The organism is Flavobacterium terrigena (genome assembly GCF_900108955.1).
Taxonomy (GTDB): domain Bacteria; phylum Bacteroidota; class Bacteroidia; order Flavobacteriales; family Flavobacteriaceae; genus Flavobacterium; species Flavobacterium terrigena.
In genome coordinates, this window is record NZ_FNYA01000005.1 from 121,159 (window position 1) to 138,200 (window position 17,042).

The 17,042-nt window shown below is 32.1% G+C and carries 17 protein-coding genes and 1 tRNA gene; 14 read left to right on the forward strand and 4 right to left on the reverse strand.

Annotated elements, in window-relative coordinates; genetic code table 11:
• Nucleotides 1-29: 29 nt before the first annotated feature.
• Together BMX42_RS09605 and BMX42_RS09610 are read right to left on the reverse strand one after the other, a co-directional pair.
• Nucleotides 30-476 (reverse strand): response regulator, encoded by a 447-nt coding sequence (locus BMX42_RS09605; protein ID WP_091312977.1) that lies wholly within the window; start codon nt 474-476, stop codon nt 30-32.
• A 21-nt stretch (nt 477-497) separates the two neighbouring features.
• Nucleotides 498-1,049: a helix-turn-helix domain-containing protein gene (locus tag BMX42_RS09610; RefSeq protein WP_091312980.1), complete on the reverse strand. Its 552-nt coding sequence runs from the start codon at nt 1,047-1,049 to the stop codon at nt 498-500.
• A gap of 218 nt (nt 1,050-1,267) precedes the next feature.
• Between BMX42_RS09610 and BMX42_RS09615 the strand changes: the two genes are divergently transcribed.
• Entirely contained in the window at nt 1,268-2,404 is a 1,137-nt protein-coding gene (locus BMX42_RS09615; RefSeq protein WP_091313397.1) for a lycopene cyclase family protein, read from the forward strand.
• A gap of 6 nt (nt 2,405-2,410) precedes the next feature.
• Here the strand turns inward: BMX42_RS09615 and BMX42_RS09620 are convergent, their stop codons facing one another.
• Nucleotides 2,411-3,238, reverse strand: a complete 828-nt coding sequence (locus BMX42_RS09620) for a hypothetical protein (RefSeq protein WP_091312983.1) — start codon at nt 3,236-3,238, stop codon at nt 2,411-2,413.
• Nucleotides 3,239-3,378: 140 nt separating this feature from the next.
• Here BMX42_RS09620 and BMX42_RS09625 point away from each other — a divergent pair, with 140 nt between their 5' ends.
• The 4 genes from BMX42_RS09625 (at nt 3,379) to BMX42_RS09640 (ending at nt 6,334) form a co-directional block, all read left to right on the forward strand.
• Nucleotides 3,379-3,789, forward strand: coding sequence for a BrxA/BrxB family bacilliredoxin (locus tag BMX42_RS09625; RefSeq protein WP_091312985.1), 411 nt, complete (start codon nt 3,379-3,381; stop codon nt 3,787-3,789).
• A 95-nt stretch (nt 3,790-3,884) separates the two neighbouring features.
• Nucleotides 3,885-4,619, forward strand: a complete 735-nt coding sequence (locus tag BMX42_RS09630; protein WP_091312989.1) for a lysophospholipid acyltransferase family protein — start codon at nt 3,885-3,887, stop codon at nt 4,617-4,619.
• 5 nt (nt 4,620-4,624) lie between these two features.
• Complete coding sequence (locus BMX42_RS09635) at nt 4,625-5,614, forward strand: acyl-ACP desaturase (protein ID WP_091312990.1); 990 nt, start codon at nt 4,625-4,627, stop codon at nt 5,612-5,614.
• A 75-nt stretch (nt 5,615-5,689) separates the two neighbouring features.
• Entirely contained in the window at nt 5,690-6,334 is a 645-nt protein-coding gene (locus BMX42_RS09640; RefSeq protein WP_091312993.1) for an HD domain-containing protein, read from the forward strand.
• A 96-nt stretch (nt 6,335-6,430) separates the two neighbouring features.
• Here the strand turns inward: BMX42_RS09640 and gdhA are convergent, their stop codons facing one another.
• Complete coding sequence (gene gdhA, locus BMX42_RS09645) at nt 6,431-7,774, reverse strand: NADP-specific glutamate dehydrogenase (RefSeq protein WP_091313400.1); 1,344 nt, start codon at nt 7,772-7,774, stop codon at nt 6,431-6,433.
• Nucleotides 7,775-7,993: 219 nt separating this feature from the next.
• On the opposite strand from gdhA, the gene BMX42_RS09650 reads away from it, so the two are divergent.
• From BMX42_RS09650 to BMX42_RS09690, 9 genes are all read left to right on the forward strand, one after another.
• Nucleotides 7,994-8,785, forward strand: a complete 792-nt coding sequence (locus tag BMX42_RS09650) for a THC0290_0291 family protein (RefSeq protein ID WP_091312995.1) — start codon at nt 7,994-7,996, stop codon at nt 8,783-8,785.
• A 120-nt stretch (nt 8,786-8,905) separates the two neighbouring features.
• Entirely contained in the window at nt 8,906-9,244 is a 339-nt protein-coding gene (locus BMX42_RS09655; RefSeq protein WP_091312997.1) for a T9SS type A sorting domain-containing protein, read from the forward strand.
• A gap of 86 nt (nt 9,245-9,330) precedes the next feature.
• On the forward strand, nt 9,331-11,013 hold the full coding sequence (locus BMX42_RS09660; RefSeq protein ID WP_177169156.1) for a T9SS type A sorting domain-containing protein: 1,683 nt from the start codon (nt 9,331-9,333) through the stop codon (nt 11,011-11,013).
• Between the two features lie 102 nt (nt 11,014-11,115).
• Nucleotides 11,116-12,840: a T9SS type A sorting domain-containing protein gene (locus BMX42_RS09665; RefSeq protein ID WP_091313003.1), complete on the forward strand. Its 1,725-nt coding sequence runs from the start codon at nt 11,116-11,118 to the stop codon at nt 12,838-12,840.
• Between the two features lie 106 nt (nt 12,841-12,946).
• A complete protein-coding gene (locus BMX42_RS09670; protein WP_091313006.1) occupies nt 12,947-13,927 on the forward strand; it encodes a LuxE/PaaK family acyltransferase in 981 nt (326 codons plus the stop codon).
• 33 nt (nt 13,928-13,960) lie between these two features.
• Nucleotides 13,961-14,728, forward strand: a complete 768-nt coding sequence (locus BMX42_RS09675; RefSeq protein ID WP_091313007.1) for a TatD family hydrolase — start codon at nt 13,961-13,963, stop codon at nt 14,726-14,728.
• Nucleotides 14,729-14,785: 57 nt separating this feature from the next.
• On the forward strand, nt 14,786-15,931 hold the full coding sequence (locus tag BMX42_RS09680) for a 1-acyl-sn-glycerol-3-phosphate acyltransferase (RefSeq protein ID WP_091313009.1): 1,146 nt from the start codon (nt 14,786-14,788) through the stop codon (nt 15,929-15,931).
• A complete protein-coding gene (locus tag BMX42_RS09685) occupies nt 15,915-16,952 on the forward strand; it encodes an asparaginase (RefSeq protein WP_091313012.1) in 1,038 nt (345 codons plus the stop codon). The genes BMX42_RS09680 and BMX42_RS09685 overlap by 17 nt, the downstream gene beginning before the upstream one ends.
• Before the next feature lie 5 nt (nt 16,953-16,957).
• Nucleotides 16,958-17,042: transfer RNA gene (locus BMX42_RS09690), tRNA-Ser, on the forward strand.

Sequence of the window (17,042 nt, forward strand, 5' to 3'; positions counted from 1 at the left end):
CGATTTATGTATTGAAAAAATTTGCATAATTACATTCTAAATAAAAAATTATCTTTATTTAAACCAGAAGTGTGATATTGCCAATTAAGTGTAACAACGTAAGACAAAACTCTTTTCAATTCATTAAAATCGCTAGGTTTTTTTATATAAATATTCGCACCGCAAATAAAAGTTTCCTCTATATGTTCTTCAGATGAAGAAGTGGAATAAATTGCAATAACAATATCGTCAAATCGTCTGTCGGCTTTTATTTCATGAAGACATTCAATCCCATTTTTCATAGGCATATTCAAATCTAGGAAAAGAACATTTGGGAGAATACTATCTTCTTTGTTTAGATAATTCATCAATTCCACACCATCATTACAGGTTTGAACTTTGGTGCTAATTTTTAATTCATCAAAAGCATCTGTGAAAAACATTCTATCGTCTTCATCATCATCAGCAAGGATAATGTGCATATACTCTTTTTCCATATTGAATTATTTTTGTTACAGTTATAAATTTCTTTCTCTTCGTGAGGCAATAATTCTAAGAAAAGCGGAAGGCGTAATTCCAGTTGTGTTTTTAAACTGTTTACTTAAATGCGCAACGCTCGAGTAGTTTAATCGGAAAGCAATTTCTGTTAATGATAATTTATCGTTCAGAAAAAGTTGTTTGGCGAATTCAATTTTCTGAAGAATCACATAATTTTCAATTGAAGTATAGGTCACATCAGAAAACAAATTAGAAAGATACCCATAACTATGATTTAGTTTTTCAGCCAAATAAACCGATACTTTTACATTCGGAACTTCTTCAGCATAAATCATTTCATGAATGATATCTTTAATTTTTTGAACTAAAACCGTTTTCTGGTTCTCAATTATAGTAATTCCATATTCATCAAAAATGTATCGCAACTCTTCCAATTTTGCTTCCGGTACTTTTTCATGAAATTCTATTTCACCAAAGCCTTGAATGGTATATTTATATCCAAAATCAGACAACTTATCTTCAAGAATCTTTTTCGTTAACAGATTATAATCAAATTTCAAAAATGCTCTCATAGAATAAAGTTTACTTGTAAATATAAGAATTATTAGAAAACTATCCTTTTTTAAAGTGTTTATTTTTCTAATTTTAGTAGGTTATTTCACAAATTTCGGAACAACTAATTCAATTTGATTATACAATTTTTGACAATTGTTATACTATTTCAATGGAAGCAAAACTGGAATTTAAAAATGACTTTTTTTTAAACTCCAAAATAGTTACTTTTGAGAACATGAACCACTATCATTATATTTTTACCGGAAACGGATTATCGGCTTTATTAACCCTTTTTGAAATGATAAAAACGGGCCGATTTTCTGATAAAAAGATATTGTTGATAGATTCCGATTCGAAAAACAAAAACGATAGAACCTGGTGCTTTTGGGATTCCGAAAAGTTGTTTGATGAAATTATTTTCAAAAAGTGGCAACACGCTTGGTTTAAAAACGAAAACTTCACCAATCAGTTAAATTTGAATCCGTATGAATATAAAATGATTCGCAGCACCGATTTTTATAAACTGATTTTTGATGAAATTGCCAAACATCCGAACATTGAGATATTAAAAGAAGAAGTTGTAGATTTTTCAGAATTAGGGAATCATTGTGTGGTGAAAATCAAAACCAAATCATTTACGTGTAATAAGGTTTTCAATAGCATTTATAATCCAGAAATTGTAAAATCGCAAAGCAAATTTCCATTAGTTCAACAACATTTTATTGGTTGGTTTATCAAAAGTAAGGAAGCAGTTTTTACAGAAAATTGTCCGACTTTCATGGATTTTTCTGTCGAACAAAAAGGAAACACGAGGTTTATGTATGTTTTACCAACTTCTCCAAATGAAGCTTTATTTGAATATACGTTGTTTTCGAAAGATTTGTTATCAAAACAAGAATACGAAACCGAGATTGAAAACTACATTCAAAAATTAGGAATCACAGCATACGAAATCATAGAAAAAGAGCAAGGAAACATTCCAATGACTTGTTTTCCGTTTTGGAAAAACAACAGTAAAAACATTACAAATATCGGTTCGGCTGGTGGTTGGAGTAAAGCCAGCACGGGTTATACTTTTAAAAATTCAGTAAAAAAATCGAAAGAATTAGTACAATTTTTACGAACTGAAAGCGACTTTACCAAATTTCATAAAACCAATAAATTTTGGTTCTACGATTTGTTGCTAATTGATATTTTGTATCAAACCAATCAACACGGAAGTGCTATTTTTTCGAGCATGTTTAAATCGGGAAAAGCGGCTTTGATTTTTAAATTTTTAGATGAAGAAACTTCTTTTTGGGAAGACTTGCAAGTGATCTGGATGTGTCCGAAAGGTTTTTTTATTAAAGCTTTTTTGAAGAGACTTTTTTAGTTTTTACTATTCTTCTTCAACAAACTTCTTATTCACCAGTTTTATATTAGTATAAAAATTATTCACATCGGTGAAAACAGCACCTTTTTCATCAAAACGTTTAAAGGTAAAATCGCGTAGTTTTTCTTCTATACTTAACGATTTCAAAACCATTTTATTTTTCACTATTTCAAAACTCATGGCTACTTTTTCTCTTTGGTAAATCCAATTGGAAGTAAATTTATGGTTTTTACCAATACTTGCTTCACTCGTATAAAAAAAAGGATAAGGTTCTTGCGTTTCGTAATTCAGTTGTAATAAATTATAATTTTTATCCACAATAAAACTTCCTTTATAAAAACCTTTCGATTCAAAAGTGACTAATAATTCATCGTTATCTAACCATTCTCTAGTAAAAACGTAACCATTTGGATGACTAAAAAAATCAAGGTCAGTCGTAGTTAAGTTTTTACGAATCGGAAAACCAGAAAGCCAGCCAATTGGCGATTCCTCTGCAGAATAGTTTTTGAAAATCTCTTTAAAATTAGTAAACCAATTGTCTTTATTTTCAATCACATTTTTTTTCGAAAACGTATTATTGAAATTGGTGATTTTTATAATTTGATCTTCTTTTCTATTGATAATTGTATCGGAATTTTTCAAGTTGACTTGACGCAAATCGAAAACAAAACTTGTAGTATCGGCTTTTTTAAGCAATTGCTTGTTTAATCTTTTTAAAATCGTAGCCACTTTTGGTTTGCTTTTCACATTTACAACCTCAATTTCTGCATCTTTGAGTTCTTGAGCAAAACTGAATGTGGTAAGACTAAAAAAAAGTAGAATATAATATCGCATAACTTATATAATTGCGGCAAATATAAATAGGATTTGAAGAAATTTATAGAACGATAACAAATCTTTATGATAAGTTTATATGTCTAAACCTAAAAACTTTGTAAATTTGTCCTTTATAAACGAATATTAAATACAAAAATATGTATCCAGAAGAAATGGTAAAACCAATGCGTGCAGAATTATCTGATGCTGGTTTTCAAGATTTATATTCAGCTGAAACAGTTGAACAAGCAATAAGCAAATCAGGAACAACGTTAGTAGTAGTAAATTCAGTTTGTGGTTGTGCAGCAAGAAATGCTCGTCCAGGCGCAAAAATGAGTTTAGAAAACGCAAAAAAACCAAGTAATTTAGTTACGGTTTTTGCTGGTGTAGACAAAGAAGCAGTTGACAAAGCAAGAGAACACATGTTTCCTTTTCCTCCATCTTCGCCATGTATGGCATTATTCAAAGATGGTGAGTTGGTTCATATGTTAGAACGTCACCATATTGAAGGTCGTCCAGCGGAACTTATTGCTGAAAACTTAAAAGACGCGTATAACGAATTTTGCTAACTACTATGCTAGCATATTATAAAAACCGCCTGTTTGGTGGTTTTTTTTATTTATAACTAGTATCTTTGGCAACGTAAAAAACAGAATAAAAAGGTATGCAAAAAATTATTTCGTATCCATTATCGGTACTTTATGCGCTAGTTTTTTTAATGTGGTTACTTATTTTTCATCCCATTCAGTTGGTATGTTATCACGTATTTGGTTACAATGCACACAGATTATCGGTCGCTTACTTAAATTTTTTCCTTTTAAGAACGTCTCATATTTTAGGCACAACGTATAACATAATTGGAAGAGAAAAATTATTAGAAAACAAACCTTTAGTTTTGGTTTGCAATCATCAAAGTATGCACGACATTATTCCAATTATTTGGTTTTTACGAAAAGTGCATCCGAAATTTATCAGTAAAAAAGAATTAGGAAAAGGCATACCAAGTGTATCATTAAATTTAAGAATTGGCGGCTCGGCTTTAATTGACAGAAAAGACGGAAAACAATCGCTAGCAGAAATAAAAAAAGTAGGAGAATTTATCAATACCAATAATTATTCGGTTGTTATTTTTCCTGAAGGAACCAGAAGTAAAACTGGCGAACCTAAAGAATTTGCAGTCAATGGATTAAAAATGTTGTACAAATTTGCGCCAGATGCGTATTTTGTACCCATTAGCATCAATAATTCATGGAAAATGAATAAATTTGGTAAATTCCCGTTAGGATTAGGCACCAATATTTCATTAGAAATTCATGAACCATTAAAAGTTTCTGATTATTCGTTTGATGAAATTTTCGAAAAAACAGAACAAGTTATAAAAAAACATATAAAAAAGTAAGCCCCATGTCATTACATAACATCAGACTTGAAGTCATGCAATTATTGGAAAGAAAAATTGATTCTTTTATGGATGAATTTTTAATTCCAGTAGAAAAGATTTGGCAACCAACCGATTTGTTACCAGATTCTAACAATGAAAATTTCTTAGAAGAAGTTAAGGAATTAAGAGAAATCTCTAAAGATTTACCATACGATTTTTGGGTAACTTTAGTAGGTGATACTATTACTGAAGAAGCACTTCCAACCTACGAATCGTGGTTAATGGATGTGGAAGGTATTGATAATGTTGAAAGAAATGGTTGGAGCAAATGGGTACGTCATTGGACAGGTGAAGAAAACCGTCATGGTGATGTGCTGAACAAATATTTATATCTTTCTGGAAGAGTAAATATGCGTGAAATTGAACAAACAACACAACATTTAATTAGTGATGGCTTTGATATTGGAACAGGAAGAGATCCTTATAAAAACTTTGTGTATACGAGTTTTCAAGAATTAGCAACTTTCGTTTCACACAATAGAGTCGCATTAATCGCTAAGAAATATGGCGAGAAAAAGCTTTTCAAAATGTGTAATCTTATTGCTGGAGACGAAATGCGTCATCACTTAGCATACAGCGAATTTGTGAATCAAATTTTCAAAGTAGATCCAAGTGAAATGATGTTGGCTTTCCAATACATGATGAAGCAAAAAATTACGATGCCAGCGCTTTTCTTACGTGAATCTGGTGATAAAATAGGAAGTGCTTTTGAAGCATTCTCCGATTCTGCACAAAGAATTGGTGTGTATACCGCTTCTGATTATGTAGATATCTTACAGAAATTAAATGAAAAATGGGACATTGGAAATATCAATGGTTTAACAGCTGAAGCTGAAAAAGCTAGAGATTATCTGATGAAATTACCAGAAAGAATGAGAAAAATTTCTGAAAGAATCATCATCCCAGAAGAAGGTCATATTTTTAAATGGGTAGAACCTGCTTTAATTAGATAAATTAAAAATTTCAATAACACAAACTCCAAATTCTAAAACTAATCTTTTGAATTTGGAGTTTTTATTTCAACACCTATGTCAGTAATAGATAACACCATAAACTTCGTAAAAAAACAATTAGAAAATGCAGAAAGCGGACACAACTGGTTTCATATGGAACGTGTGTACAACAACGCTTTATTAATTGCGAAAGATGAAGAATGCGATTTAGAAGTAGTTCAATTAGCCGCTTTATTACACGATATTGCCGATAGCAAATTCCATGATGGCGATGAAACGGTTGGCCCGAAAGTCGCTAGAGATTTCTTAACGTCTGAAAATGTTTCGGAAGCAACCATTAGTCATGTAGTGGCAATTATTGAAAATATTTCGTTTAAAGGTGGAAACTTCGAAAAGAAATTTACTTCTAAAGAATTAGAAATTGTTCAAGATGCGGACAGATTAGACGCGATTGGTGCAGTAGGAATTGCTCGTACCTTTAATTATGGTGGATTTAAAAATAGAGAAATTTACAATCCAGAAATCGCACCTAATTTAAATATGAGTAAAGAAGAATATAAAAATTCTACAGCACCAACAATTAATCATTTTTACGAAAAGTTATTACTTCTAAAAGATAAAATGAATACGGAAACCGGAAAGAAAATCGCACAACAACGTCATGATTTTATGGAAACGTTTTTGGAGCAATTTTATAACGAGTGGAACGGGAAAGTTTAGTAATCAGTTTTCAGTCTCAGTATTCAGACCAATATATTACAAACAAAAACGGCTTTCAATTTCTTGAAAGCCGTTTTTTATATTTAAGAATGTAAATTATACTACACCTTGACCTAACATAGCGTCTGCTACTTTTACGAAACCTGCAATGTTTGCGCCTTTAACGTAATCAACATAACCATTTCCGTCAGAACCATATTGTACACATGCTTCGTGAATGTCTTTCATAATTACTTTTAATCTGTCGTCAACTTCTTCAGAAGTCCAGCTTAAACGTAAAGAGTTTTGAGACATTTCTAAACCTGAAGTTGCAACACCACCAGCATTAGATGCTTTTCCTGGAGCAAATAAGATTTTTGCGTTTGTGAAAACAGTAACTGCTTCTGGAGTTGAAGGCATATTTGCTCCTTCAGCCACACAGATACATCCGTTTGCTACTAAAGTTTTAGCTTCAGCTTCGTCTAATTCATTTTGAGTTGCACATGGTAATGCGATATCACATTTAACTTCCCATGGACGTTTCCCTTCAACAAATTTTGCAGATGGATATTTTTTAACGTAATCAGAAATTCTTCCGTAGTTTACGTTTTTAATTTCCATAACGTAAGCTAATTTTTCAGCATCAATACCAGCTTCGTCATAAATATATCCAGAAGAATCTGACATAGTTACTACTTTTCCACCTAATTGAGTTGCTTTTTGAGTAGCATATTGTGCCACGTTTCCAGATCCAGAAACAACAACAGTTTGTCCGTCGAAACTTTTTCCTCTAGTTTGTAACATACTATGAGCGAAATACACATCTCCGTAACCTGTAGCTTCAGGACGAATTAATGATCCACCAAAAGAAATTCCTTTACCAGTTAATACACCTGTAAATTCGTTTCTTAATCTTTTATATTGACCAAACATGTAACCAACTTCACGTCCACCAACACCGATATCTCCGGCTGGAACGTCAGTGTTTCCACCAATATGTTTAGATAATTCAGTCATAAATGCTTGACAGAATCTCATGATTTCAATATCAGATTTTCCTTTTGGATCAAAATCAGCTCCACCTTTTCCACCACCCATTGGTAATGTAGTTAAAGAGTTTTTGAAAGTTTGCTCAAAAGCTAAGAATTTTAAAATACTTAAGTTTACAGAAGGATGGAAACGAATTCCTCCTTTGTATGGTCCAATTGCAGAGTTCATTTGAATTCTGTAACCTCTGTTCACTTGAGTAATACCTTTATCATCTATCCAAACTACTCTGAACATAATTACTCTTTCAGGCTCCACCATTCTTTCCAATAACATTTTGCCTTGGTATTTAGGGTTTTCCTCGATAAACGGAATAACTGTTTCTGCAACTTCTCTTACGGCTTGCATAAACTCTGGTTCATTTGCATTTCTTTTAGCTACTTCGCCTAAAAATGCTGTAACACTTTGACTCATAATTATGTTTTTAAAAAAATTTTCTGATGGCAAATATACACCTATTAAAAAAAATTTCGAAGAATATCTTAAAAAAAATAACCTTTTTTTAAGAAAATCAAAAACCACATCAGTCTTAACACCAAAACTTAAAAAAATCATCAATTTTTGAATAAAACAAAAAAAACATTTTAATATGAAATATGTTTTTTTATATTTGTCGGATAAAATTTCCCAGTAATGACTAAAAAAATAATTTATAGCCTATTAATTGCATTTGGAATCTCCCAATTTTCAAGCGCTCAGTTTGGTTTCTCACATGAAGTTGGTGCTTTTGTTGGACCAGTTGCGTTTCAATCTGATTTTGGAGAAAGACATGATTTAACAACAAATGCTGGAAACACAGGTTTTGGTGTTGGTCTAGTACATTACATGAACTTCTCATACAGAGCAGAATGTAACTGTTATACTCCAGAAACATACTTTAATGATCACTTCAAATTACGTACAGAACTTTCATACACAAAAACAAAGTTAGACCATTTTGGAGAATGGGCTGAAAAGCAATCTGTTGGTGGTGCGCAATTAAGAGCCATGGATGGTGAAGCTAAAGTTACTGATATTGGTATGCAATTAGAATTTTTTCCTTGGAGTATTCGTCAATTTACTGCTACAGATGGTGCTTGGGGTCCTTTCATTGGTTTAGGAGCTCACTACAACTTTTATAAACCTAACGTTCATTCATCATTAGGAAAAATTTCTCCATTAACAACAGGAGCAATAGATGATGGTCAAAAGTTTTTAAACGGAGCAGTTAATAATAACGGAGGAAGCACTTGGAGTATTGTATCAAGTGTAGGTTCAAGATATAAATTAAATGAAATGTCAGATTTATTTGTAGAATTAAGATGGCAATATTATTTTTCAAACTATGTAGATGGTTTAAGTCCAGATCAACAAAAATATCCAGAAAACAAAGTAAACGACTGGAATGTATGGTTAAACTTCGGATATATCTATTATTTAGATTAATCTACGAAACAAAAATAAATCCAAAAAAACTCGTCTAATTATTAAAATTAGACGAGTTTTTTTAGCTAATGGCACGGTAATTGATTTTTATTTTATAACTTTACCTCACAAATAGAAATTATGGCAAAAAATTACATTTATATTATACTTTTATTCTTAACATTTAGTTTAAGCGCCCAAGCCCAAGAAGGCAAGAATGGTAATGTTTCTAAATCACAAGAACCAACTATTGAAGGATTGAGTTTATACCCAAACCCTAACAATACAGGAAAAGTATATATTACTTCTCGATTAAACCTTGACAAAAAAGTAGAGGTTTTTGATGTATTAGGTAAAAAAGTAATTGATGTTACTTTATACACTAAAGAACTTAATATCTCTAATTTAAACCCTGGTGTTTATATCATCAAAATTAAAGAAGGAGACGCGTCTGCAACTAGAAAGTTAATAATCAACTAATTAAAAATAAATATATTCTTAGGTTCGTAACAAAGGATGTTATGAACCTAAGAATACTTATGTCTATTAATCCCAAAAATTCAAAAATGAAAAAAATTTACTCTTTATTACTATTCGTAATGCCTTTTATTGCCTTATCGCAAGGAACAATTAATTTTGACGACAATACTAAATGGACGCAAGGTGCGCTTGCATTTAATAGTTATTCAAACCACAGTTATGCAGATGGTGTATTTACTTTGACTAGTACAGATATTATCAGAAATGGAGTTACAACACAAGACGGATTTGCTGGTGCATTTGGAACAAATTCTTTAAGATTACAGCAAGACAACACTACAGATATAACTATGAATATAGCTAGTGGTGGTGTTGGCAATTTCACTTTTAAAGCTAGACGTTGGGCTGGAACATCTGTTGTTGACTTTGCAGTTGAATATTCTACAGATGGTGGTACCATTTGGATTCCTTCTTCTACAATTAATGCTTCAGTAACTACCGATTCAGATTGGAAAGTAATCAATGGCGTAATTAATAGCACTAACGCTAACATTAAAGTTAGAGTAAAAGCTAATACTGCTAATACTCAAAGAATTCTTATAGATGATTTTTCTTGGACAGCAGCTAGCACAAGTCCATTAGTAACTATCAACACACCTACAAACGGAACTATCTATTCTCCACTTACTACTTCTGCAACTATCGGCTTAACAGTTAGTAATTTCAACGTTGCAAACGGAACAGGCGATGGTCATATTCACTATACAGTTAACGGAGGTTCGGTAGTAATGAAATACGATACAGCTCCAATTTCTTTAACAAGTTTAACACCTGGAACTTACGTAGTTTACGTTGAATTAGTAGATAATTCTCATACGCCTATCGTACCAGCAGTAAACACAACTGTAACTTTCACAATTGCATCTTACAATGTTGTTGCCAATTTAACAGCTTTAAGAGCGGATGTAATTGCAAATGGTCCTAATAGATATTACCAAGTTTCTAGCAATCCAGTTATTACTTATGCAAGAACTACAAGAAATCAAAAATACATTCAAGATGCTACAGCAGGAATTTTAATTGACGATTTACCTGTTACTATTTCAACTCCAATGGTTGCTGGTGACGCAATTTCTGGATTAAAAGGACAAGCTTCTATATTTAGTGGTGTATTACAATTTTTACCTTTAGAAAATGCAACAGTTGCATCATCTGGAAACACAGTTACACCAGAAATTGTTACTGCTGCTGACCTTACAAATAATGTTGAAAATTACGAAAGTGAATTAGTTCAACTTAATAACGCAACATTCACTGCAGCTGACGGAATAATCACATTTGCTGTAAATACAAGTTACACTTTAAATGATGGTACAAATATAGTTTTCAGAACAATGTTTGCAGAATCAGATTATATCACACAAGTTATTCCTACTGGAGCTGGAAATAGAGCTGTTTTAGTTGCTGAATTTAATGGAGCTGTTCAAGTTGTATCAAGAAGCGCAGCTGAAGTTACTTTATCTTCTTCATCATTCTCTCAAATTGATGGATTAAAAATGTATCCAAACCCAACTAAAAACAATTTATTTATTGAAACGGCTTTAAATAGTGATATCAATGTATCAATTGTAAACATGTTAGGTAAAGAAATAATAAATACTAAAGTAACTAACAATACTGTAAATGTGTCAAACTTAACTTCTGGAATTTACATTGTAAAAATTACTGAAGAAGGTAAAATATCAACTAAAAAATTGATTATTAACTAGTTATTAAAAAACCCACATTAAGAAAACATTAATTTCCTTACAAAAAATAGTTTGGAGATTAATGTTTTTCTTATCTTTGTACTCAATTAAAAATTTAAAAACATGAAAAAAATTTACTTTTTATCATTGACACTTCTAATGTCAATCTTTTCTTTTGGTCAGGCAACTGATTTATACTTTGGCATGTATTCCGAAGGTTCTAGTAATAATAAATTTATACAAATTTACAACGGAACAAATCTTGCAGTTGACTTAAGTAATTATTCAGTTGAATTATATGCGAACGGTGCAGTTACTGCTACAAATACACAAACTTTCACTGCAGGAACAATGTTAGCTGCGGGTGATGTTTATGTTTTATATAACAGTAGTTCAAACGCAGCAATTATCGCAGCTGGTGATGCATCTTCAAGCGCTTGTAACTTTAATGGAGACGATGCAATCGCATTAAAAAAACTAGGGACTGTTATTGATGTTATTGGAAGTATTGGAGTTGACCCAGGAACAGCATGGGCTGTTGGAAGTACTGCAGACGGAACACTAAATCATACAATAATTAGAAAATTAAATGTTTGTAACCCAAACCCTGTAAACTTAAGTTCTTTCGGTACAGATGACGCAACATCTGAATGGACAGTTTATGCAATTGATGCGGAATGGGGACAAATTGGCACTCATGTTGGATGCTCAACTACTCCAAGTTTATCAGTTTCTTCACCTGCAAACAACTTAACTTTTAGCCCAGAAACAAATTCAATGTCTATATCTTTAGTAGTAAACAATTTTACAGTTGCTAACGGAACAGGTAACGGACACATACACTATACAGTTAATGGTGGTTCAGTTGTAATGAAATATGACACAACACCAATTTCATTAACAAGTTTAACTCCTGGGGTTTATACAGTTTATTTAGAATTAGTAGATAATTCACATGTTGCCGTAGTTCCTGCCGTAAACACTTCTGTTACATTCACAATTGCTTCTTACAATGTTGTAGCTGACTTAGCTGCTTTAAGAGCGGATGTAATTGCAAATGGTGCAAATAAATATTATCAAGTTTCAAGTAGCCCAGTTATTACTTACGCAAGAGCTACAAGAAATCAAAAATATGTTCAAGACGCTTCTGCGGCTATCTTAATTGACGACTTACCTGGAACAATTGCAACAGCAATGGTTGCTGGTGATGCTGTTTCTGGATTAAAAGGACAAGCATCTTTATTTAGTGGCGTATTACAATTTTTACCATCTACAAATGCAACAATTGCATCTTCTGGAAATACTGTTACGCCTCAAGTAGTAACTGCTGCAGACATTACAGCAAATATTGAAACTTATGAAAGTGAATTAGTTCAAATCAACAATTCAACATTTACAACGGCTGATGGAATAATAACTTTTACAGCTAATACAAATTACAACTTAAATGATGGTTCAGATATCGCATTTAGATCTTTATTTGCCGAAGCCAACTATATCGGACAAATTGTTCCTACTGGAGCTGCAAATAGAGGAGTTTTAGTTGCTGAATTCAATGGTGTAGCACAAGTTGTATCAAGAAGCACTGCTGATGTATTATCTTCATCTTCTTTCTCTCAAATTGATGGATTGAAAATGTATCCAAACCCAACAAAAAACAATTTATTCATTGAAACAGCTTTAAACGGTGACATCAATGTATCAATTGTAAACATGTTAGGTAAAGAAGTAGTAAATGCTAATGTAGTTAACAATACAGTTAATGTTTCTAACTTAACTTCTGGTATTTACATCGTAAAAATTACTGAAGAAGGAAAAACTTCAACTAAAAAATTAATTATTGAGTAATTAGTTTTTCAAAATATCTTAAAAGCACCACTTAGTTGGTGCTTTTTTTATGTTCAAAAATCAGAAAAGCCACCCACAACTAATAATCTTTTTCTACTTTTGCAATATGATTTCACAAGAAGACATATTCTCTATTGCCTCAAAAAAAGAATTTGAAAAAATTACTTTAAAAGTGTTTCGTTTCCAATACGAAAACAATAAAGTATACCAATCTTTTTGTAATCATTTAGGAAAAAGTCCGAGTAACGTAAAGCAAATTCCAGACATTCCATTTTTACCGATTCAGTTTTTTAAATCGGATAAAATTGTAAGTTCTACTGATGAAGCTAAAGTCATTTTTACAAGCAGTGGCACAACTGGTATGATAATGAGTAAGCATTTCGTAACAGATGTTTCACTTTACGAAAACAGTTACAACAAAGCCTTTGCTCAGTTTTACGGCAACATCGAAGATTATTGTGTCTTAGCCTTACTTCCATCCTATTTAGAACGCGATGGTTCGTCTTTGATTTACATGGTGGAAGATTTAATCAAAAGCAGTAATCATCCAGACAGTGGTTTTTACTTGAATAATTTAGAAGAACTTTCTAATAAAATTATTGAACTAGAAAACGAAGGTCAGAATATCATTTTAATTGGAGTTACTTATGCTTTATTGGATTTAATCGAATACAAAAAATTTCAATTGAAAAACACCATCATTATGGAAACTGGCGGTATGAAAGGCAAAAGAAAAGAAATCATCCGAGAAGAATTACACCAAACACTATGCGATGGATTTGGCGTTACCGCGATTCATTCAGAATATGGTATGACCGAATTATTATCGCAAGCCTATTCTTTAGGAAATGGAATTTTCGAATGCCCAATCTGGATGGATATTTTAATTCGTGACACAGAAGACGCTTTAAGTTATATTGAAAACGGAAAAACTGGTGGCATTAACGTAATTGATTTGGCCAACATCAACTCATGTTCTTTTATAGCTACACAAGATTTAGGAAAAAAATACGAAAACAAAACATTTGAAGTTTTAGGACGATTTGACAATTCCGACATTAGAGGTTGCAACTTAATGGTTTACTAATCTCGACTTCAAAAACCTTATAAAAAACAAACAATGATTTTCACAGATACTCACACGCATTTATATTCAGAAGAATTTTCAGAAGACAGAGAAATTATGCTGCAACGCGCTTTTGATGCTGGTGTTTCACGTCTTTTCGTACCAGCAATTGACAGCAGTTATACGCAAAAAATGTACGAATTGGAAGCGCAATATCCTGAAAATGTATTTCTAATGATGGGTTTACATCCATGTTATGTGAAAGAAAATTATTTGGAAGAATTAGCACACGTTGAAACCGAATTATCGAAACGAAAATTTGCCGCTATTGGCGAAATTGGTATCGATTTGTTTTGGGACAAATCATTCTTAAAACAACAACAAGAAGTCTTTACGAGACAAATTCAATTAGCCAAACACTATAAATTACCAATAAATATTCATTGTCGTGATGCTTTTGACGAAGTTTTAGAAATTTTAGAACAAGAAAAATCTCCAGAACTTTGGGGAATTTTTCATTGTTTCACGGGCGATTTCAACCAAGCTAATCAAGCTATTTCTTGCGGAATGAAATTAGGAATTGGTGGTGTGGCGACATTTAAAAACGGAAAAATAGACCAGTTTTTAAACGAAATTGACATCAAAAATATCGTTTTAGAAACCGATTCTCCGTATTTAGCACCTGTTCCATTTCGAGGAAAACGCAACGAAAGTAGTTATGTAAAATTAGTTGCCGAAAAGTTATCGGAAATTTATAACTTGCCTTTAGAGGAAATTGCTGCAATTACCACAAAAAACAGCAAAGATGTTTTCGGATTTTAATATTTGATAACGTTTAATTCCTATTTTTTTCGTTTTTTTGTAGATATAAAATAAAGTATGTCAAAATTTGATAAAATACGTCCTTATTATGATGCGGAAGTCAACGATGCTATTCGTTCTTCTATAAATCATCCTATGATGAAAGCACTGATGGATTTTGCTTATCCGAATGTTGAAGAAGCCGTTTGGAAAGAACAATTGCTTCGCACACATTCTATTAGAGATTTTCAAATCAATTTTGCCTATCATGCCATAAAAAAGATTTTAGAGAAAAGTTCTGATGGGCTTACTACATCTGGTTTTGAAAAATTAGACCCAAATACGTCATACTTTTTCATCTCGAATCATAGAGATATCATTTTAGATACTTCGTTATTAAATGTATGTTTACACGAACATGGTTTAGTAATGACAGCTTCTGCTATTGGAGATAATTTAGTAAAGAAAGATTTTTTATTGAAACTTTCGAAACTAAACAGAAACTTTTTGGTGCAAAGAAATTTGTCACCAAGAGAATTATTAGTAAGTTCGAAATTACTTTCGGAATATATGTACAGTTTGATTTCTAAAGAAAACCGTTCAGTTTGGATTGCACAACGCGAAGGAAGAACAAAGGACGGAAATGACGCTACGCATTCTGGTGTTTTAAAGATGATGGCGATGGCTTCGGACGAAAAAAACAGCATGGATTTCTTTAAGAAAGTACGAATTGTGCCTGTTTCTATTTCGTATGAATATGATCCAACAGATGCTTTGAAAATGCCACAATTAATGGCTGAAGCAAATGACCAAATTTATTTAAAAGAAAAAAACGAAGATTTTATTACACTTTTAAGTGGAATTATTGGTCAGAAAAAACGCATTCACATTCATGTCGGTGATATTTTAGAAGACGAATTAGATGCTATTTCAGCAGAAACAACCAATTCTAACAAGCAAATGTTGGCATTAGCCCAAGTTATTGACGATTCTATTTTACAATCGTATAAACTTTGGCCAACCAATTATATTGCTTACGATATGATGAATAACACTACTATTTATTCTGAAAAATATACGGAAGAAGAAAAACAACTTTTCAAACGTAGATTAGAACTAAGAATTAATGCTGGTGACGCTAAAATGAAAGAAAGTTTCCTAGCTATGTATGCCAATCCGGTAACTAACAAATTAAAATATCAGAAAATTGAAAGCAATTCATAAGCCAAATATTTTACTTATTTATACTGGCGGAACTATTGGTATGATTAAAGATGCCGATACAGGTGCGCTAAAAGCATTCAATTTTAAAAAACTAATAAAAGGTATTCCAGAACTAAAGTTATTGGATTGTAATATTGAAACTGTTTCGTTTGAAAACCCAATTGATTCTTCAAACATGCAAATTACAGATTGGCAAAAAATTGCTGTAATCATTGAAGAAAAATACAACGATTTTGACGGTTTTGTGGTGCTTCATGGTTCGGACACGATGTCTTATAGCGCTTCTGCTTTAAGCTTTATGTTTGAAAACTTAGACAAACCTGTCGTTTTTACTGGCTCACAGTTACCAATTGGAGATTTACGTACGGATGCGAAAGAAAACCTAATTACAGCTATTCAAATTGCTTCCTTACAAGACAATGGAAAGCCCGTGATTCAAGAAGTTTCCTTATACTTCGAATATAAATTATACAGAGGAAATAGAACGACAAAAATAAGTGCTGAACATTTTAATGCATTTACTTCGCCTAACTTTCCAGAATTAGTAGAATCTGGCGTACATTTGAAAGTGAACAATGCGATTTTACTAAAACAAAAAACGACTAAGAAACTAAAAGTTAATACTAGTTTTGACGATAATGTTTTAATATTAAAATTATTTCCAGGTATTAATAAAACTATTTTGCATTCGCTTTTAAACACGCCAAATTTAAAAGGTGTAATTTTAGAAACCTATGGTTCAGGAAATGCGCCAATGGAAAATTGGTTTATTAGTGAAATTGAAAATGCGATTCAACGCGGATTACACATTATAAATGTCACGCAATGCAGCGGAGGAAGTGTTTTGATGGGAACATATGAAACGAGCACACAATTGAAGGAAATTGGTTTAATATCTGGTAAAAATATTACTACAGAAGCCGCTATTGCGAAATTGATGTATTTATTAGGGCAAAACATGTCGAAATCTGAATTTAAGACTGCTTTTGAAACTCCATTACGTGGAGAAATGAACGATTAAAAACTAGAAAGGTGGCCGAGTGGCTGAAGGCGCACGCTTGGAAAGCGTGTATATGGCAACATATCGAGGGTTCGAATCCCTTCCTTTCTG